The 18827-nt window shown below is 69.4% G+C and carries 20 protein-coding genes; 7 read left to right on the forward strand and 13 right to left on the reverse strand.

The annotated features are described in order from the left end of the window. Positions 1–42 precede the first annotated feature (42 nt). Entirely contained in the window at positions 43–894 is an 852-nt protein-coding gene (purU, locus tag FGL91_RS01315; protein WP_047524587.1) for a formyltetrahydrofolate deformylase, read from the forward strand. Between the two features lie 53 nt (positions 895–947). Here purU and FGL91_RS01320 read toward each other — a convergent pair whose 3' ends face one another. Continuing rightward, the gene (locus FGL91_RS01320) at positions 948–1994 is read right to left on the reverse strand and encodes an NAD(P)H-dependent flavin oxidoreductase (RefSeq protein ID WP_153242858.1); all 1047 of its coding nucleotides are present in this window, start codon (positions 1992–1994) and stop codon (positions 948–950) included. A gap of 133 nt (positions 1995–2127) precedes the next feature. On the opposite strand from FGL91_RS01320, the gene FGL91_RS01325 reads away from it, so the two are divergent. Continuing rightward, the gene (locus tag FGL91_RS01325) at positions 2128–2400 is read left to right on the forward strand and encodes a DUF6412 domain-containing protein (RefSeq protein ID WP_047524590.1); all 273 of its coding nucleotides are present in this window, start codon (positions 2128–2130) and stop codon (positions 2398–2400) included. A gap of 66 nt (positions 2401–2466) precedes the next feature. Beyond that, positions 2467–3246 (forward strand): YidC/Oxa1 family membrane protein insertase, encoded by a 780-nt coding sequence (locus FGL91_RS01330; protein WP_153242859.1) that lies wholly within the window; start codon positions 2467–2469, stop codon positions 3244–3246. Here FGL91_RS01330 and FGL91_RS01335 read toward each other — a convergent pair. The 3 genes from FGL91_RS01335 to FGL91_RS01345 all read right to left on the reverse strand — a co-directional run bounded on the left by FGL91_RS01335 (position 3218) and on the right by FGL91_RS01345 (position 5519). Then, positions 3218–4135, reverse strand: coding sequence for an EamA family transporter (locus FGL91_RS01335; protein WP_153242860.1), 918 nt, complete (start codon positions 4133–4135; stop codon positions 3218–3220). The two genes, FGL91_RS01330 and FGL91_RS01335, sit on opposite strands and share 29 nt — an antisense overlap. A 51-nt stretch (positions 4136–4186) precedes the next feature. Then, positions 4187–5071, reverse strand: coding sequence for an SDR family oxidoreductase (locus tag FGL91_RS01340; protein WP_153242861.1), 885 nt, complete (start codon positions 5069–5071; stop codon positions 4187–4189). A 100-nt stretch (positions 5072–5171) separates the two neighbouring features. After that, positions 5172–5519 carry a hypothetical protein gene (locus tag FGL91_RS01345; RefSeq protein WP_021201203.1) on the reverse strand — a complete coding sequence of 116 codons (348 nt, stop codon included), beginning with the start codon at positions 5517–5519 and terminating at the stop codon, positions 5172–5174. A 189-nt stretch (positions 5520–5708) separates the two neighbouring features. Between FGL91_RS01345 and FGL91_RS01350 the strand changes: the two genes are divergently transcribed. Together FGL91_RS01350 and FGL91_RS01355 are read left to right on the forward strand one after the other, a co-directional pair. Beyond that, on the forward strand, positions 5709–6188 hold the full coding sequence (locus FGL91_RS01350) for an FHA domain-containing protein (RefSeq protein WP_047524595.1): 480 nt from the start codon (positions 5709–5711) through the stop codon (positions 6186–6188). Beyond that, positions 6185–6598: a CBS domain-containing protein gene (locus FGL91_RS01355; protein ID WP_131494260.1), complete on the forward strand. Its 414-nt coding sequence runs from the start codon at positions 6185–6187 to the stop codon at positions 6596–6598. The genes FGL91_RS01350 and FGL91_RS01355 overlap by 4 nt, the downstream gene beginning before the upstream one ends. A gap of 66 nt (positions 6599–6664) precedes the next feature. On the opposite strand, the gene FGL91_RS01360 is transcribed toward FGL91_RS01355, so the two are convergent. The 6 genes from FGL91_RS01360 to FGL91_RS01385 form a co-directional block, all read right to left on the reverse strand. Then, complete coding sequence (locus FGL91_RS01360) at positions 6665–7753, reverse strand: alcohol dehydrogenase catalytic domain-containing protein (protein ID WP_153242862.1); 1089 nt, start codon at positions 7751–7753, stop codon at positions 6665–6667. Between the two features lie 11 nt (positions 7754–7764). Beyond that, positions 7765–8472, reverse strand: a complete 708-nt coding sequence (locus FGL91_RS01365) for a phosphonatase-like hydrolase (protein ID WP_134352142.1) — start codon at positions 8470–8472, stop codon at positions 7765–7767. Beyond that, the gene (locus FGL91_RS01370; protein WP_153242863.1) at positions 8469–9614 is read right to left on the reverse strand and encodes a TIGR03364 family FAD-dependent oxidoreductase; all 1146 of its coding nucleotides are present in this window, start codon (positions 9612–9614) and stop codon (positions 8469–8471) included. Before FGL91_RS01370 ends, FGL91_RS01365 begins: the two co-directional genes overlap by 4 nt. Next, positions 9611–11365: a phosphonate ABC transporter, permease protein PhnE gene (gene phnE / locus FGL91_RS01375; RefSeq protein ID WP_131494252.1), complete on the reverse strand. Its 1755-nt coding sequence runs from the start codon at positions 11363–11365 to the stop codon at positions 9611–9613. Before phnE ends, FGL91_RS01370 begins: the two co-directional genes overlap by 4 nt. Continuing rightward, positions 11362–12192: a phosphonate ABC transporter ATP-binding protein gene (phnC, locus tag FGL91_RS01380; protein WP_153242864.1), complete on the reverse strand. Its 831-nt coding sequence runs from the start codon at positions 12190–12192 to the stop codon at positions 11362–11364. Before phnC ends, phnE begins: the two co-directional genes overlap by 4 nt. A gap of 107 nt (positions 12193–12299) precedes the next feature. After that, the gene (locus tag FGL91_RS01385; protein ID WP_047524604.1) at positions 12300–13229 is read right to left on the reverse strand and encodes a phosphate/phosphite/phosphonate ABC transporter substrate-binding protein; all 930 of its coding nucleotides are present in this window, start codon (positions 13227–13229) and stop codon (positions 12300–12302) included. Between the two features lie 169 nt (positions 13230–13398). On the opposite strand from FGL91_RS01385, the gene FGL91_RS01390 reads away from it, so the two are divergent. Next, entirely contained in the window at positions 13399–14142 is a 744-nt protein-coding gene (locus FGL91_RS01390; RefSeq protein WP_227991793.1) for a GntR family transcriptional regulator, read from the forward strand. Positions 14143–14385: 243 nt separating this feature from the next. On the opposite strand, the gene FGL91_RS01395 is transcribed toward FGL91_RS01390, so the two are convergent. Then, on the reverse strand, positions 14386–15531 hold the full coding sequence (locus FGL91_RS01395; protein ID WP_153242865.1) for a sensor histidine kinase: 1146 nt from the start codon (positions 15529–15531) through the stop codon (positions 14386–14388). A 227-nt stretch (positions 15532–15758) separates the two neighbouring features. Here FGL91_RS01395 and FGL91_RS01400 point away from each other — a divergent pair, with 227 nt between their 5' ends. Continuing rightward, positions 15759–16415, forward strand: coding sequence for a response regulator (locus FGL91_RS01400; protein WP_227991794.1), 657 nt, complete (start codon positions 15759–15761; stop codon positions 16413–16415). Between the two features lie 67 nt (positions 16416–16482). Here FGL91_RS01400 and FGL91_RS01405 read toward each other — a convergent pair whose 3' ends face one another. Next, on the reverse strand, positions 16483–17232 hold the full coding sequence (locus FGL91_RS01405; RefSeq protein WP_153242866.1) for a TIGR00266 family protein: 750 nt from the start codon (positions 17230–17232) through the stop codon (positions 16483–16485). Between the two features lie 113 nt (positions 17233–17345). Beyond that, positions 17346–18773 (reverse strand): HNH endonuclease signature motif containing protein, encoded by a 1428-nt coding sequence (locus FGL91_RS01410; RefSeq protein WP_153242867.1) that lies wholly within the window; start codon positions 18771–18773, stop codon positions 17346–17348. Positions 18774–18827: the final 54 nt, after the last annotated feature.

The following is an 18827-nucleotide window of genomic DNA, read 5'->3' on the forward strand; positions in this document are numbered from 1 at the left end:
TGCATCCACGGCAGAATCGATGCACACCCTCGAGGAGCCTCCATGTCCCAGCCCGATACCGCCCGCCTGCTCATCGCCTGCGACGACCAGCCCGGGATCGTCGCCGCCGTGGCGGGCGTGCTCGCCCAGCACGGTGCGAACATCATCTCGCTCGACCAGCACTCGACGGATTCCGAGGGCGGACGCTTCTTCCAGCGCACCGTGATCCACCTCGATGGACTCGCCGCCGCACGCCCCGCGCTCGAAGCCGACATCGCCGTCGTCGCCGAACGCTTCGGCATGGAGTGGTCGCTGCACGACGTCGCCCGCCGCAAGCGCGTGGCGATCTTCGTCTCGAAGTACGACCACTGCCTGATGGAGCTGCTCTGGCGCACACAGCGCGGCCAGCTCGACATCGACATCACGATGGTCGTCTCCAACCACCCCGACCTTGCCGAGTCGGTCCGCTCCTTCGGCGTGCCCTTCGTGCACATCCCCTCGGGCGACAAGGCCGCCATGGAGGAGCGACAGCTCGAACTGCTGCGCGGGAACGTCGACCTCGTCGTGCTGGCGCGCTACATGCAGATCCTCACCGACGACTTCATCACCCGCCTCGAAGCGCCGGTGATCAACATCCACCACTCCTTCCTGCCCGCGTTCATCGGGGCGAACCCCTACGCCCGCGCCAAGGACCGCGGCGTGAAGCTGATCGGCGCGACCGCGCACTATGCGACGGCCGACCTCGATGAGGGGCCGATCATCGAGCAGGACGTCACGCGCGTGACCCACTCCGAGTCAGCGGCCGAGCTGCAGAGCCGCGGGGCCGATGTCGAGCGACTCGTGCTCGCCCGCGCCGTGCAGTGGCACGCCGAGGACCGTGTGATCGTGCACGGCAAGTCCACCGTCATCCTCTAGCCCCGACGCCCGCTGGGCCTTCCTCCGGTCTCGGGGGCGCATGCGGTGAGCGGTCAGGAGGGGCGCGGCACGCCGGCGGCCAGCTCCGCGAACACCTCGGCGGCGCTGTCATGGCGTGCGAGCGGCGCCGCCTGCCCCATCCACAGCGACTGGAGCTCCCCGAGATTCTGCTCCCCCGCCGCGGCCCGGAAGCGTCCGGTGAGCCAGTTCTGCATCGGGAACGGTGCGATCGTGCCGCTCGCCTCGATCGCCCGCACCGCACGGTTGCGGGCGCCCCGGGCCAGACGACCGCTCATGGCACGGGTGAGCACCGTCCCCTCGGCGGCGGTCGCACGGATTGCGGCGCGATGCGCGGGCGTGGCCACGGATTCCGCCGTCGCGAGGAAGGCCGTCCCGACCTGCACGCCGGTCGCCCCCAACGCGAACGCCGCGGCGACTCCCCGTCGATCGGCGATGCCGCCTGCCGCGATCACCGGCACGTCCACCGCATCGACCACCTGCGGGACGAGCGCGAACGTGCCGACGAGCGAGTCCTCAGCGGGACGGAGGAACGACACCCGATGCCCGGCCGCCTCGGCACCCGTGGCGACCACCGCCTCCACCCCGGCGTCGGCGAGCGCGACGGCCTCGGCGACGGTGGTCGCGGTACCGACGATGCGGATCCCCCGGCGCTGTGCCGCCTGGACGACCTCGGCCGACGGCACCCCGAACACCGTGCTGAGCACCGCGGGCCGGATCTCCCAGATCGCGTCGAGCTGCTCCTCGAGCGACGGGACGTACCGCTCCGGGCGCGCCGGGACATCGATGCCGACCGCCTCGTAGAAGGGTTGCAGCGCCTGCGCGAACACCGCGTGCTGCGGATTCGGCTCGACCTCGTCGCCGGTGGGGAGCCAGATGTTGACCGCGAACGGACGATCGGTCGCCGCCCGCAGCGCCGCGCCGGTCGCACGGATACGGTCGACGTCGTAGCCGTAGAGTCCGAACGAACCGAGGCCGCCCGCAGCGCTGACCGCAGCCGTGAGGGCGGTCGAGGAGAGCCCGCCGAACGGGCCGAGGATGATCGGATGCTCGATCCCGAACAGGGCGCGAAGGTCACTCATGCTTTCGACCGTACGCCCCGTCGGCTTTCGAATCGCGCACTGTGTGGCATAAGTGGCCGGGAGCGCACCATTCGCGCGATTCGAAAGCGGCGGCGGCCCCCGGTGCTACCCTCACAACAGGAAGGGAGCGCGCATGAGCGAGTGGTTCGGGCAGATGCTGAGCATCGTCGCGACCGCGCTCGGCCTCGTGTCGATGCCGGATGCCACGGCTCTCGGCCTCGCCGTCGCCCTGCTCGCGGTGACCGCACTCACCCTCGCGATCGTGCTGAGTGTGCGCCCCGAGGCCTCGACCGGTGCCCCGCATCCGTTGCGCGCCATCGACGTCGGCACCCTCCTCACGCAGAGTGACCCTGATGCCGCCGGGCATCCGCGCCCTCGGGCGCCGGGAGTCGCGACCGCCGCGTAGTCCGCTCTTTCGACGGGACCGCGCGGCCTTCGCCGACCCTTCCCGACACCTCGAACGGACACTTCCATGGACCCCTTTGCCTTTCCACCCCTCGCCGCCCTCCTCGACGCCGCCTACGGCGCGCTGACCGGGCTCTCCGACCTGCTCACCCCCATCGCCGGTGCCTCCGCCGCCGCTCTCGCCGTCGTCCTCGTCACACTGCTCGTGCGGGTACTGCTCATCCCCGTCGGCATCTCCCAGGCCAAGGCCGAGCAGACCAGGGCGCGTCTCGCGCCGAAGCTGCGCGAGCTGCAGCGCCGCCACAAGAAGAACCCCGAGCGCCTGCAGAAGGAGACGCTGGCGCTGTACCGCGCAGAGAACACGTCGCCGTTCGCGGGGATGCTCCCGGTGCTCGCACAGGCCCCCGTGGTCGGCATCCTCTACACGCTGTTCCTCCGGACCGAGATCGCGGGACACCCGAACGAGCTGCTCGCGCACGACCTGTTCGGCGCACCGCTGGGCACGAGCCTGGTGTCGGCGCTGTTCGGGGGCACCGCGACACCCGCCACCTTCCTCGTGTTCGGGGTGCTGCTCGCGGTCATGCTCGCCGTCGCCGAGATCACCCGCCGCGTGTTCCGCCCGACGCCGGTCGACGGGGACGACTCACCCCTGAACTCCCCCACCCTGCTGCGCGTCGTCTCGGCGATGCACTACGCGACCGCGGTCTTCGCCGTGTTCGTGCCTCTCGCCGCTGCGCTCTACCTGACGGTCACGGTGGTGTGGACGCTCGTGCAGCGCGTGATCCTGCGCCGCCGGTACCCGCTGCCGGTCCCCGCGGTCAGTCGGGCAGCGGTATCGGTGCAGTGAACAGGCCGGAGGGACCGTCGTCGCGGCGTTCCCTCCGCACCCCGAGCGTGGTCCCGACGCTCGCGGCGATCACGAGGGCGACGGCGAGCATCCGCAGCGGCGTGGCGTCCTGCCCGAGGATGAGCCAGCCGGCGAGCGTCGCGAACGCCGGTTCGAGGCTCAGCAGCACACCGAACACGCGCTGCGGCAGACGGCGCAGCGCCGCGAGCTCGAAGCTGTAGGGGATCACGGACGACAGCACCGCGGTGATCGCAGCGAGCAGGAGCAGCTGCGGATCCATCGCCACCGTCGACGCGGCCGGGATGCCGACCGGGATGAGCAGGACGGCAGCGACCACGAGCCCCATCGCCAGGCCGCTGCTGCCCGGGATGAGGGAGCCGACGCGGGCGCTCATCCGGATGTACATGGCCCAGAAGGCCGCTGCGATCAGGATGAACAGCACACCGAGCGGATCGAGCGGCTCGGCACCGATCAGGCCGTCGATGCCCAGCACGATCATTCCGAGGAGGGCCACTCCGACCCAGACGAAGTCCGTGACCTTCCGGGTGAGCACGGCCGCGAGCACGAGTGGTCCGAGGAACTCGATCGCGACGGCGGGGCCCAGGGGGATGCGGTCGATCGCCGCGTAGAAGAAGCCGTTCATCGCTGCCAGCGAGACGCCGAAGAGCACCGCGGCGAACCACTGCGGGCGGGTCCACTTCCCGGGCCGCGGGCGCACGATGACGACCAGGAGGATCGCGGCGATGGCGACGCGCAGTGAGGTCACCCCCCACGGACCGAGCACCGGGAAGAGCTGGGCCGCGACGGCGGCGCCGAAAGGAAGCGAGAGGCAGGAGCCGATGACGAGCGCGACTCCGACGAGGGGACGGGACGCGGCCGGCTTCTGCACTCCCCAAGCTTAGGCGGCGGCTCCCCCTCGGTGCCGCCGCCTGAGCACGTGTCAGAGGCCCTTGCCGCCGGTGACCGCGATGACCGAGCCGGACGTGTATGAGGATTCCGCCGATGCCAGGTACACGTAGGCGCCGGCCAGTTCCGCCGGCTGACCCGCCCGCCCCAGCGGAGTGTCGGCACCGAAGGTCGCCAGCCGCTCGGCATCCCATCCGGTCGCGGGGATCAGGGGTGTCCAGACCGGTCCCGGCGCGACGGCGTTGACCCGGATCCCGCGGGGTCCCGCCTCCTCGGCGAGCGCCTTGACGAACGCGATCTGCGCCGCCTTGGTCATGGCGTAGTCGATCAATCCCGGTGAGGGGTTGTAGGCCTGGATGGAAGCCGTCACGATGATGCTCGCTCCGGGCTGGAGGTCGGGGTAGGCCGCCCGCGCCGAGAACAGCATGCCCGCCAGGTTCGTGTCGAACACCCGACGCATGCGGTCCGTCTCCAGACTCCCGAAGTCGTCGATGTCGTGCTGATAGCCCGCGTTGAGCACGAGCACGTCGAGCCCACCCAACTCGCTCCGCGTGCGGGCGACGATGTCGGTCGCGAAAGCCTCTTCTCGCAGGTCGCCTGCGAAGCCCACACCCGTGCGCCCCGTCTCGCGGACGAGGGCGAGCGTGTCCTCCGCGTCGTCCTGCTCCTCGGGCAGGTGCGCGATCGCGATGTCGGCGCCCTCCCGGGCGAAGGCGATCGCGACGGCCCGACCGATCCCGGAGTCACCGCCCGTGATGAGAGCACGGCGACCTTCCAGGCGCCCGTGGCCGACGTAGGTCCCTTCGCCGTGATCCGGTTCAGGGCGCGTCCGCTCGGTCAGCCCCGGCTGGTCCTGGTGCTGGTCGGGAAAGCCCTCTTCGCGGTGCGCGTGCCGGGGGTCGGTGGTGTCGTCGGTCATGGCCGATCCTCCTCGTCTCGTCGAACGAGGCCCACACTTCCACCCTTGCCCGCCCGTGGTCAGGGGCTTGACATCCCGGGCTCGGAGCCGCGGTCCCGGCTCAGAGCGGAGGGGTGACCGGAACCTCGCCGGCACCGGGCTCGTCGCCGGCCTCGGCGGGTTCGGGCACGAGGTACAGCCCGCTCGGCGCGTTCGCGGTGAAGGCGAGTGCCTCGATCCACGCCCGGTTGATGGACGGCTGACGGCTGCCGAAGTACTTGAAGACGAGCGAGCTCCCCGGCTGGATCCACACCGTGGTGCGCCCGCCGCCGACGCTCGCATCCTCACGCCAGCTGAACGGGAAGGGCTCCCCGCGGCGCAGCTTCGCGGTGATGACGAGCTGAAGGTGGGTGAGGGCGCGATCCTCGATCTCGGTCTTCACGCCGCCTTCGTAGACGAATTTACCCATGGGTGGTGCTCCTTGGTCGCTGCCGGGCCGAGACGACGGCTCACCTCATTCTCCCGTACTCGGGAGAAGGTTATCGCCTCCGAGTGCGGTCGACCGCGCGCTGGCGACTCGCTGCACCGAAGTCAACCCCCTTCGGCGGAGCGACGGCAGGACCCTAGCCTCGGGACACGCGATTCGAGGAGGACTGCCATGAACGACCGACACATCGACGACCGCCCGGATGACGGATACACCCCCACGACCACGCATGCCGAATGGGGCGCGGGGAACCCTCGATTGCGCATCAGCCGAGACGACGAACGCACCGAATTCGCGCTCGAGGCCGACGTGGTGCGGATCGGGTCGGCCGAGGGCAACGAACTGCGCCTCCCCGAGACCGACCCCGTGCACGCGACCATCACGCACGACGACCGCGACGAGTACGTGCTGACCTTGAACGGCGAGGGCGAGACCAACGCGAGCCTGGGTGTGGACGCGACTCACACCGACGAGTCCTCCGAGACGCTGCGCACGGGCGCGCACTTCACGGCGGGGCCCTGGACGTTCGTGTTCGCACGCGACGAGTTCGCCGACCACGGACGTCCGTACGGGGGGCGCGCGGGCGGGGAGTACTCCGATCAGCCGCTGCAGCCGCCGCGTCCCGACTACGACGAGAGCGAAGAGCGATGACCACCACGCGCGACCTCATGACGCCGAGTCCGCGCTGCATCGGCGTGAACGATTCGCTCCGCATCGCCGCATCCGTCATGGCCGAGCTCGACGTCGGCGCGCTGCCGATCTGCGGAGAGGACAGCCGCCTCAAGGGCATGCTCACCGATCGCGACATCGTGGTCGGTGCGGTCGCTCTGGGGATGGATCCCGAGACGACACCGGTCGAAGCGCTCGCGAAGGGGAAACCCGTCACGGTGGGCGCGGACGACGACATCCGCGTGGCCCTGGAGCGCATGCAGGAGAACCAGGTGCGCCGTCTGCCCGTGATCGCGGACCGCCGCCTGGTCGGCATCGTGAGCCAGGCGGACATCGCCCGATCGCTCTCGGCGGCCACGACGGGCAAGACCGTGGAGAGCATCTCCCGCTGAGCCCAGGTCCACGAGGCCGGCGCGCAGGAGGCCGGCGCGCCGGGGGGGGTCAGCGCGCCCGGGGGGTCAGCGCCCCGGGACCAGCCCGATCCGCAGCGGCGCCCCTGGCTCGGCTGCCTCCTCCAAGGCCCTGTCGATCTCGAGGAGCCCGCGGACCGCGCCGACGGCGTCACCGAAGGGATAGGCGCGACCGCGCCCGGCCAGGAAGCCGACCGCCTCCGCCAGCTCGGCACCCGTGTAGTTGTGGACACCGGCGACCGTCACGAGGCGCCGCACGATGCTCTCGGCGTCGAAAGGTACGGGGTCTGCGGGGAAGACGCTGCCGACGAGCACGACCGTGCCGCCGACCGCCACGCCTTCGAGCGCGTCGCGGACCGCGTGACCGGACGCCTCGATCACGACATCGGGTTCGCGGTCCACCACGGTCGCGCCGAATCGTGTCGCGAGCGCCCTGCGCTCCGGGTTCGGGTCGAGCACCTCCACCGTCGCGCCCTGTTCGACGGCGATGGCCGCGGCGGACAGCCCGACCAATCCCGCGCCGTGGATTCGCACGGCGGCGCCGTCGAGGTCCCGTCCCTGGGCAGCCCTGGCCACCGCTGCCCAGGCGGTCGCCGTGGCGCACGAGGCGGGAGCGAGCACTGCGGCGGGGAGTGCCTCCGGCACGCGGACGATCGCGGTGCCGGTGCGCAGCTGCACGTGACTCGCGAAGGCGCCGGTGAGGTCGCCGTGGACACCGACCCGGTCGTGACCGTACTTGCCGAGGTCGCGGCACTTCTGCGGTATCCCGCGCAGGCAGCGGTCGCAGCTCCCACAGGAGACGGTCACCGACCACACCACGCGATCGCCGATGCGCAGCGGGGTGCCGTCGACCCCGCTCGCCCCGGCGTCACCGGTCGCGATCACACGCCCGACGCTCTCGTGCCCGAGCACCAGCGGCACCGGAGCGGAGCGGCGCCCCTGCACGGTGTGGACATCGGAGCCGCAGATGGTCGACATCTCGACCGCGACCAGCACGTCGCCATCGGCGAGCGCCACTCCCGGCACCGCGATCGTCTCGTGCGGGTGTCCGGCGCCGATCCAGACCATCGCGGTCGCCGCCGGGCGCAGCGCGACGTCTCTGCGGTGCCCGGGAGGACGGATCAGCAGCGTTCCCATGTCACGGTCTCTCAGGAGGTCGTGATGAGTGGAAGCAGCTCGCGCTGGGCGAGCACTCCGCGCAACGCGGTGACGTCGGCGAGCACGGCATCGGCGCCCGCTGCGCTCAAGGCCGGCCGATCATGGGCACCGGTCAGCACACCGGCGACGAAGCCGGCGCCGGCCCGGCGTCCGGACTCGACATCGCTGACGGTGTCGCCCGCGACGGCGACCGCGGAGACCGACGAGGTCTGCGTGCGCAGCAGCGCCGTGAGCACGAGGTCGGGAGCGGGGCGACCGCGTCCGGCATCGATCGGCGACAGCGCGAGGTCGACGAGGCCGCGCCAACCGAGACCGTCGAGCAGGGCCTCTCGGGTGATCGGAGCGAAGCCCGTGGTCAGCGCGACCCGCAGTCCGGCGTCTTTGAGACCCTGGATGGCGTCCGCCGCACCGGGGATCTCGGAGACGCCCTGCTCGGTGATGATCTCGGCGTAGGCGCCCTCGAAGGCCGCGGTCGCCCGTGCCGCGGCATCGGCATCGCCGCCGGAGAGGTGCGTGAAGACGTCGATCTTCGACTGCCCCATCGTGGCACGCACGTGGTCGAGTGCCTCCGCCCACGGCATCCGGTCCGCGACGCCCGTGCGCTCGGCCGCGCGCTGGAACGCCTGCTCCACGACGCCGTCGTCGAGCACCGTGGTTCCCGCCATGTCGAGGACGACGAGTTCGAGGGGAGTGGTCATGTTGTTCCTTCCCTTGCTGCCGCCCATCCGAAGGCGGCGGTGAGATTGTGTTCCGCGAGACCCAGGCCCGTGGTCATCCCGATCCCTGTCGTGGCGGCGAGCACGAGCACACCGTCGTCGCCCCGATCGATCAGGAACGCCTGCCGACCCTTGGCGTACACGCCCTGCCAGCGTTCGATCACCCGCGGCGCCGGCGCATCGAACAGCGCTTCCGCCTCGGTGAGGAACGCGGTGAAGGCGGCCTCGGGCTGGAACGGCGAAGGAGCCGCGGCGGTCGCGTGCGAGTCCCCGATGATGAGCGTGCCGTCGGGGAGCTGTGTGTACATCTGGTTCAGGTCGAGCGCGGCGAGATCAGGCCGTTCGGCGTGGAGACGTTCGCGCAGCACGGCGGCCTCCGGTCCGTCGGAGAAGCGCCCGTACCGCACGAGCGACCATCCGGTGAGCAAGGGCGCCGCGAGCGGATGCCGGAACGACACGGCCGCCCGCATCATGTCGAGGGCGCAGCGGACGATCCCGTGCCGTTCGGCCACTTCGGGCAGCAGCTGGTCGATGTCGTGGTTCACGGCGACGACCACGCTGCCGCAGGTGAGGGGCCCGCGGGTGGTGTCGACCCGGCCGCGCCCGACTCCGGTCACGCCGGTGCGGAAGCGGAAGTCCACGCCGAGGGCTGCGAGGTGGCGGACGATCGCAGACGCCGCCGTGCGCGGATCGGTCTGCAGGTCGCTCTCGATGTGTGCGCCGCCGACCAGGCCCTGGGCGCGCAGCGGTGCGAGTTGCAGGAGCTCGTCGGCCTCGAGCATCCGGATCCCGCCGTCGTGAGCGGCCGCCTCGAGCACCGCGATCTCGTCGTCGTGGCGGGCGGCGACCAGCGTTCCCGACTCGCGCAGCCAGAAGCCCGCGTCCTGGGAGAGACGCAGCCACAGCTCGCGCGAGGTGTCGGCATACCGCCGGGCCTCGCCGCCCTGCGCTCCGATGCAGAGGTGCCCGAAGTTGCGGATCGTGGCGCCGACCGGTGCATCGGTGCGGTCGACCACGATCACCCGCAGCCCGCGACGGACCGCCGCGTAGGCCGCGCCGAGACCGACGATCCCGGCCCCGACCACCACGACGTCCGCAGAGTCCGCGGAGCGATCCGGGTTCATCGGAACACCTTCCGCATCCACATGGCGAGGCCTTCGACGACGAGCACGGTGGCGAGGATCATCAGCACGATCGCCGTCACGGTCTCGTAGCGCGAACCCTGGCTCGCGTTGAGCAGGTAGTAGCCGACCCCACCGCCACCGACGATCCCGAGGATGGTCGCCGCACGGATGTTCGTGTCGAGCATGTAGAAGCTGTGACCGATCAGCGCCTGGGTCCCCTGCGGCACCGTGGCCGAGGCGTAGGTCTGCAGACGCGTCGCCCCGACGGCCCGGAGCGCGCGCTCGGGGCCGCGATCCACCTCTTCGAACGAGTCGGCGATGAGCTTGCCGAGGAGCCCGATCCCGCCGATCGCGAGGGCGATGACGCCGGCCTGCGCGCCGAGTCCCGTGATCACGACGAGCACGATCGCCAGGATCAGCTCCGGGATGCCGCGGATGCCGACGAGCAGGAGTCGTGCCGTCCCCCGTGCTCCGGAGTTCGGCGCGACGTTGCGGGCGGCGAGCGAGCCGAGCACGAGCGAAGGCAGGAGGGTGAGCACCGTGGCGGCGAGCGCGATCGCGACCGTCTCCCGCATCGCCTCGAACATGGCGCTCGCGTCGTAGTTCCCGAAGGAGGGCGGCCAGAACAGCGCGGCGACCTCGGGCAGCTTGGCCCAGAAGGTGATGAGGTCCATCCAGTTGATCTGGCTGACCACGATGCTGCCGATGACGACGAGCACCGCCACGACGCCGGCGACGGTGTGGCGCACGCGTCGGGAGGTCCAGGGGCGACGCACGGCGGTCTCGGGGCTCGTGGCCCAAGCAGGGCGACCGACCGGCGCGGCTGCGGTGTTCGCTCCGAGGCGCGGGTGGAGGATCCGGTCGATCCACGAGCGGGTGTGCTTCTGCTCGCCCAGCATCGCACCGCGAACCATGCTCGAGATGACCTCCATCGCGATGCACAGGAGGAAGATGACGAGCGCGATGCCGAGACCCTTGCCGTAGTTCAGCGACTTGAAGGCGTACGACATCTCCAGGCCCAGACCGGCCACCCCGACGTAGCCGAGCACGACGCTGCCTCGCAGGTTGATGTCGTTGCGATGCAGCACGGTGGCCACCCAGCTGGGCAGCACCTGAGGGAGGATCCCCGCAGAGAACTCCTGCATCTTCGAACCGCCCGCGGCACGGATCGCGAGGCGGGGACCCTCGTCGATCTGCTCGATCGCATCGGCGAACATCTTCGAGATCATGCCGATCGAGTGGATGCCGATGGCGAGGATGCCGGGAAGGGTGCCGAGCGAGAACATCAGCACGAACGCCATCGCGAGGACAACATCGGGGAGCGCACGGGTGAGCACGCCGATGAATCGAGCGGCGGCACGCCAGCCGTTGCCCGGAGTCGTGTTGGACGCGGCGAGGTAGGCGATCGGCACCGAGAGAACCGCGGCCAGCAGGGTTCCGACGAGCACGAGACCGACGGTGAGTGCGATCAGCCAGACGAGATCGCCGGGCGCGGGGAACGTGAGTCCGCCGATGCGGGCCATGAAGTTCTCGGCGTTGCCCCAGCTCTGCACCATGGCGGGGATCGAGATGTCGACGTCACGGACGGCGAGGATGCCGAGGACCAAGAGCGCGACAAGGGTGAGGGATGCGGCGATGCGTTCCGGAGAGACCACCCGCTTCGGGGCGCGCTCCCTCACCTGTCCCGCCTGCCGAGGAGCCGCGCCACCGCCCCGCGTCGAGGAGTCCGTCGACGCGTCGAGAGCCGTCATGATGCGGCCACCTGCGCCGCCGCTTCGACGAGTTCTTCCTGGACGGCACGGATCTCGGCGGTCGTGGTGGCGACGCGGCCGTAGATCTCCATGACCTCGGCCTTGGTGAGGTCGCCGGTCGGGGTGTCGAGCACGACCTCGCCGTGGCGGAGTCCGACGATGCGGTCGGCCCAGCTGATCGCGAGGTCGACCTGGTGCAGGCTGCACACGACGGTGAGTCCCTCGTCGGCGGCGATCTCGCGGATCAGTGCCATCACCTGTTCACTCGACTCGGGGTCGAGCGAGGCGACCGGTTCGTCGGCGAGCAGGATGTCGGGCTTCTGCATGAGGGCACGGGCGATGGCCACGCGCTGCTGCTGTCCCCCCGAGAGGGTGTCGCCGCGCTGGTAGGCGCGGTCGAGCAGCCCGACCCGATCGAGGTGCTCGAGCGCGGTGACCTTCGCGGCTCGCGAGTACCCCCAGAGCCCGAGGCGCGGTCCGCGCAGGTCGGAGAGCGAACCGGTGAGGACGTTCTCGAGCACCGTGAGCGAGGGCACGAGCTCGAACTGCTGGAAGATGAAGCCCACGCGGCTGCGGAGGTCGCGCAGCGCCCGGCCCTTGAGCGAGGGAACCTCGGCTCCCAACACCTCGACCGAGCCCGAGGTGGGGATCTCGAGGCCGTCGAGGTGGCGCAGCAGGGTCGACTTGCCCGAGCCGGAGAGCCCGAGAAGCACGACGATCTCGCCGCGGGACACCTCCAGCGAGGCGTCCTTCAACGCAGTGGTCGTCCCGAAGGTCTTCGTCACGCCGTCGAGGCGGATGAGGGCGTCGGATGCCGAGGCGGTCATGTCGTGGCTCCTGTGGTGTGGTGAGTCGTGCGGTGGTGCCCTCCGTCTCGTCCGTGCGAGGCGGACGGGACGGAGGGCGCCGATGAGGCGAGGTGGTCAGGCCGGGCTCAGGCCTTGCACTGCTCCGCTTCGGTCTCCTTGCAGATGTCGCGGATCAGGTCGTAGTACGCGTCGTCGACCGGCTTCGTGGCGTAGAACACACTGCGGAAGGAGTCGGTGTCGGCGCTGTCGATGCCTGCGGCGATGATGTCGTCGATCGTGATCTCGGAGAGTCCGTCGATGAGCTTCTTCGAGACGTCGTCGGGGAGCGTGGACGAGTAGACGAGCGGTGCACCGGGCACCATGGTCTCGTCGATGACCTTCACCTTGTCCGACTTCTCGACTTCGGAGTCCTCGGCGAAGCCCGCCTCGCACTCGACGCCCTCGCCGACCTTGGTGACGCTGACGTCGTGCTTGCCGGCGAAGACCGGGGTGATGTCGGTCTTCGGGTCGATGCCGGCCTCGAGCAGGTTGTACGACGGGAACAGGTAGCCCGAGGTCGAGGACGGGTCGACGAAGCAGACCTTCTTGCCCTTGAAGCCGTCGATGCTCGTGATGTCACTGTCTGCGGGGACGATCGCCTGCGAGTAGTAGCCCGGCTCCTGGCCTTCTTCGGTCACGATCGAGGAGATGGGAGTGAGCTTGGCGCCGTTGTTGGTGGCGGTGACGTAGGTGAAGCCCGAGAACGACGCCACGTCGACCTTGCCGGCCACGGCCGCCTCGATGAGCGCGGCGTAGTCGGTCGATTCGTGGTACTCGACGGACTTGCCCGTGAGGTCGGCGATGTAGTCCATCAGCGGCTGGTAGTTGGTCTCGGTGTCGACCGAGTCGGGCACGACGCCGAAGACGAGCGTGTTCTCGTCGACCGCGAATCCGCTCGCAGAGGACGACCCGTCGGCGCCCGAGGCACCGGTCGCCTCAGCCGAGCCGGAACAGGCGGCGAGACCGAGTGCGAGGATCGCGACACCGGCGAGGGCGGGGAGAGCGCGAAGCTTCATGAGGACCTTTCAGAGTGGGAGGGGTGATCCACGGAAGACTCTGACAGGTGCCGCACCGAGATATGTACCTAACTCGGAAGAGTTCAGAACTCGTTTACCGGCCATTCGCCTGGATGAACGCTCCTGGAACGCGATCGCGCGAGCGGGCATGACGAAGTAATGTACCTATGTGGCTGAAGCTGTGTACACCCAGATCGCTGACGACCTCCGCGCTCGGATCGCCGACGGCGGGTTGCGCCCAGGAGACGACGTCCCGACCGAGGCGGAGCTCGCGCAGAGGTGGCAGACCTCGCGCGGCCCGATCCGCAATGCGTTGGCGGCTCTGCGCGCAGAGGGCCTGATCGAGACGACGCGCGGCCGCCCCGCGCGCGTGGTGGCGCGCAAGGCCAATCAGGCGGTGGACGTGTCGGTGCCGTTCACACGTTGGGCGCGCGAACTCGGGGTCTCGCCCGGCGCCCAGACCCAGGAGCTGAGCCTGCGGCGCGCCGGTACCCTGGGGGCGGCGCTCGGCGTCGACGAGAGCGACACCATCGTGAGCGTCGTACGGCTGCGCTTCCTCGACGGACGCCCGACCATGCTCGAGCGCCTCAACTACACCGAGGTCGCGGGGCGTCACCTGTTCGAGGTGAACCTGGATGAGGTCTCGATCACCGAGTATCTGTCGTCGGTGGGACACCCCATCGTCACCCTGGAGCACGTGATCGACGCGGTCGCGGCGGATGACCAGGATGCCGCACTCCTGCGCGTACCGCGCGGCACGCCGATCCTGCGCCTCACCCGTACCTCGCGCGACGCGGAGGGACGGATCTTCGAGGCGTCGGAGGACCGCTACCTGAGCGAGGTCGTGCGTTTCACCGTCGCCGCGTCGGGAATCTCCACCGATGGGCACTACATGCGAGCGGTGGGCGCGTAGCCCGGGGCCAGAACGGGGCCGGAAAATCGCCCGTTAACGCAGATGGCGATCGCGAGCGCGCAAAGTGTTTCAGAAGCCAGAAAGACCGCGCTCGCGATCGCAGCGCTGGGGACGCTTTATCTGGGGAGCCTCCAGAATACGGAGAGACTCAACCCGAAACGTAGGGCCGAACGTCGAGGTTTATCTAGACTTTTGTCCAGATTTTGCGGTCATCGACGAAGCGTGCTCACACACTCTAGAGCATCAGACGACCGGAAGGCGGGCCGACACGACCCAGAATCCTTCCTCTTCGCCGGCACTGAACTGTCCGCTCGCTCCCATCACACGCTCCGCCATGCGGGTGAGACCCGTACGGCTCGAGGAGAGCTCCCGGCGCGGGGCGGTCGGGAGAGGACTCCGGAGGATGAGATGCGCGACCTCGTCGTCGACCGCGAGGTGCATCTGCACTTCGCCGGGGCCGGCGTACTTGAGGATGTTCGTGGCGGACTCGCGCGTGATGCGCGCGAGGACGATCTCGACCGCACGCGGGATGCGCTCGTCCCGAGGATCTCCCACGCGGTCCACGGAGTGACCTGCAGCCTCGAATTCTTCTTGGGCCTCGTCGATCGCCGCAGCGAGGTCACCGGTCTGCACGCTCGAGGATTGCGGCGCGTCGTCGGCGAGCTCGATCACGAAACGGAGATCGGTCATCGCCTTGCGCGCGGCGACGCGAATCGCCTCTTGCGAATCTGTACTTGTCTGGGGGTCTTCGAGCATCTGCACGTGCAACGACACCACCGTGAGGTGGTGAGCGATGCTGTCATGCAACTCACCGGCGATCCAGCGCCGCTCGGCGAGTACTGCTTGGCGCTCCTGTTCGGCCGCCGCCTGGAGTTCGCGCTCGAGGCGGCTGCCACGGGCGAACGCGAGCCGAAGGGCGAACCCGACGGCTCCGGCCACCGTGGCGAAGACGAGATAGAGACCAACATTGACGGTCACGCCTGGCTCAGCGGCAAACGGGACGATTGCCGCGGCGACCAAGAACGCGCCGGTATACGAGAGGATCAGCGAAGTCCACCCCAGCCTCATGACCAAGCTGGCCGCGACTGCAGCCGCGGTGAGGACCTGGAGTTCTGATCCGGGGAGGAAGGAAAGCGCGAACACAACGCCGAGGGCGCATGTCGCGATGAGCGGCTTCCAGAGGTATAGCGCGAACACAGACGTGGTCGCGATGCTCAGGAGAAGCGCGACCGGGTTCACACCCGGTGTGGTGAAGAAGCCGATGAGATCTGCAGCGACGGTGATCCCGAGGATCACCAGAACGACGATGCGTTCGATTGCGCTGAGCTTCTCGCCTCGGGTCAGGCGGAGCGTGTCCGCAGTTTCCCGTGTCGATTGGTCGAAGGCCATGCTTCACTATCTCCTATTTGCCAACTATCTTAGTTGTGGAGACCAAAGAACTTGCCCACCTGCTGCCAGAAAGTCATCGTGTTCACCTCCATCATGTAGTCGTTCGTCGATGTCTGTATTCATCTTCTCGGTGATCTTCACGGGGCACATCTGCCTCAAGTCCAGACCTTTTTAGCCAAAGGTCTACATGCGGTCGTCGAGCCGCTCACGCCGTTAGGCTTCCCTCTATGCAGGAAATCCGTGTCCTGATCGTCGACGACGATCCGCTGGTCCGCTCGGCGCTGTCTCACTTCGTCTCCCGTGACCCCGAGATCACCGTCATCGCCCAGGCGGAGGACGGGCTCGAGGCGATCGCCACCGTCGAGCGCGAGCAGCCCGACGTCGTGATGATGGACGTGCAGATGCCCGAGATGGACGGCATCGAGGCCACGGGTGTGATCGCCGAACGCTGGCCGCACGTCCGAGTGCTCGCCGTGACGACGCTGGACGGGAGTGACACGGTCCTCCCCATGCTGAGCGCCGGCGCCTCCGGCTACCTCCTCAAAGACTCCAGCGCCGAAGAGATCGTCATCGGGGTGCGCGAGGTGCACAGCGGAGCGAGCTCGCTCTCCCCGCGGATCGCGTCGATGCTCATCAAGCACGTCCGCGACTCCACCCCCGCGACCGCCGATGTGGATGCCCTCGAGCCGCTCACCGAGAGGGAGGCGGAGGTGCTCCAATGCCTCGCGAAGGGCATGTCGAACGCCGAGATCGCCAAAGCACTGATCGTCTCCGAGGGGACGGTGAAGGCCCACCTCGGACGCATGATGTCGAAGTGGCACCTGCGCGACCGGGTGCAGATCCTGGTCACGGCCGCGCACGCCGGCCTCGTCAACTTCCGCTGAGAACCAGCGCGTCCCTCCCCCCGACACTCGGTCGACAGGAGGGACGCGGGCTCAGCGGCGAGTGGCGTCAGCCGAAGATGCTGACGGTGTCGCCGCCGGAGCCGCTGGACGCACCGATGAAGGGGCTCAGCGAACCTGCGAAGGCCTCGACGTTCCGGGTCTGCATCAGGACGACGCCCGGCCCCGTGAAGTGCGCGACCAGCCCTTCGGCGGAGGTGACCGAGCGGAACAGGCTGCTCGCAGCCTTCTTGGTCTTGTACTTCAGGGTCGAGTCCCAGGCCACGACGTGCCCCGTGTCGACGATGTACTCCTCGCCCGCAGCGAGCTGCTTCTGGTGGAGCGCTCCGAACGCCGTGAGGAACATCACTCCGGAGCCGCTCGCACGCAGGATGAACAGGCTGTTGCTACCGAAGAAGCCCGCCGAGCCACCCCACCGAGTGTCGATGTCGATCGCCGGTTCGCTGGCCAGGTAGCCCGAGGCCGCGATGAGGTACTCCCCGTCGAGCCGTACGGGGACGACATCGCCGAGGGTGGCCGGTGCGAGGACGACCTCGCCGCCTTGCGATCCCGCGGTGAAGGTGGAGACGAACGCCGAGCGGCCCGCGGCGGAGCGCTTGATCGCCCCCAGGATCCCGCCCTCCATCTTGGAGGTGAGTTCGACGGAAGCGCTCATCGAGACCATCGCCCCGGCCTGGGCTGCCATCGACGCGCCGGCGGCAAGACCCACGGTGGCCATGGGGAAGGCGGGGCGGTAGTCGACGCGGTAGCCGAAGCCGGTCGCGGCACCCTCATTCGGAAGAAGTTCAAAGCTTGACATGCAGCAAGGATAACTGCTACAGGGCGTGCCAATTGAGGGATTTGGCGATATACCGGAATGCGTTCTTCCGCGACGCCGATCACTGAGAGACGGCGATCACCGAAGGACAGGGGTCACTGAGCGAGGCATGTCCCCGCAACGCTCGACAGAACCGGACGATGGGGAGCGCGCCAGCGGCGCCCCGGATCCCACCACGCGGGACCGCGGATCTGCGGAAGCCCCCCGCTCATCCTGATCTCCCATCCGGAGGTCTCCAGCGAACGATGATGCCACCAGCACAACGGCACGCCGTTGTCGGTCTGGGTGGGACCACCCCGGGCATGTTCGACCACGTGGTGGATCTCGCACCAGGACGCGGGAACGTGGCACCCCGGAATCAGGCACTCCCCGTCGCGCGCGACGATCGCGCGCCGCTGGTGCACGGTGAACACCCGATCGCTGACCGTCACGCCGATGATCCGCCCCTCGTCGGTGAGGACACGCTGGATCGCTCCCGCGCACGCGACCTGCGAGGCCACTCCGAGAGGGACCGGCGCCTGCGTGTTCGCGATCGTGGCCCATCCCGTGCCGGTCGCCACACTTTCGGCCCCCACCTGCACGACCAGAGTCGGGGCGGCGCCGCCCAGGCTCGGCATCTCGTCATGGCGCGCTGCGATCCCCAACGCGGCGGTCAGCGCATCATGTCGCTTCTGCGCCGCGGAGCGCCCGTCGATCACGTGCCGCGGATCCGTGTTCCACGGCTCAGCGTCCGGCGCTTCTCCCTCGGAGTCGCGGAAGACGACGCCGGGCGGAACCGGAGCGCCGGTCTTCGGATTGCACTGCGCGTCGAGGATCAGCTGCAGCTGCGCCGCGGCATCCGGCAGCAGATTGCCTCGCAGCGGATGCACCCCGTCGCGGAGGCGCCCGACCGTCACGAACCGCTGCTGCTGTGCCCGGAGGTCGGACGGCTCAGCGCCATCCGGATCGAGCGTCATGGCCAGCACCTGCGCGAACTGACGAAGGTCGTCGGGTGTCGCGGGCGGCGCGGAGTCGGCATCCGCGACGTCGTCCGCAGTGGGGCAGCCGCGGGCGATGTCTGCCAGCGCCGCGTCGGCCACCAGCCGCTCCGCGGTGCCGATGCGATCGCCCGCCTGATCGATCGGGGTCGTGGCCGCGAGGACGCCGGTCACGCCGATCGCACCGTCGAGGAGTGCCTCACGCAGCGCGGGGTACCGAGCGGGCAGTCGCTCCCCCGACGACAACGACACCTCGCGACGCACGGCGGAGGCTGCCTTCACGACTCGCGAGGCCCCCGGCGCGTCGAGCCGCAGCACCCTCTGCAGCAGTTCGTTCAGTGAGCGGCACCCGAAGCCGTCGGAGAACCGCTGGTCGGTCGATGCAACCGCCTCCACGATCACCGCCTCCACCCGCCGCAGCGCTTCTCCTGCGGTGCGGAGCACCTCCATCCGCCCGGCATCGGTCTGCCCCGCCAACCCTCCGCTGGACAGCACGCGATCGAGGTCGGTGACCAGCTGATCGAGAGAGTCCAGGAGCGGGTGCATGCCCTCATTCAACGCCCGACCACTGACATTTCGAGCCCGAAACAGGCCTGTTCA

It is taken from the genome of Microbacterium sp. CBA3102 (genome assembly GCF_007954505.1).
Lineage (GTDB): Bacteria > Actinomycetota > Actinomycetes > Actinomycetales > Microbacteriaceae > Microbacterium > Microbacterium aurugineum.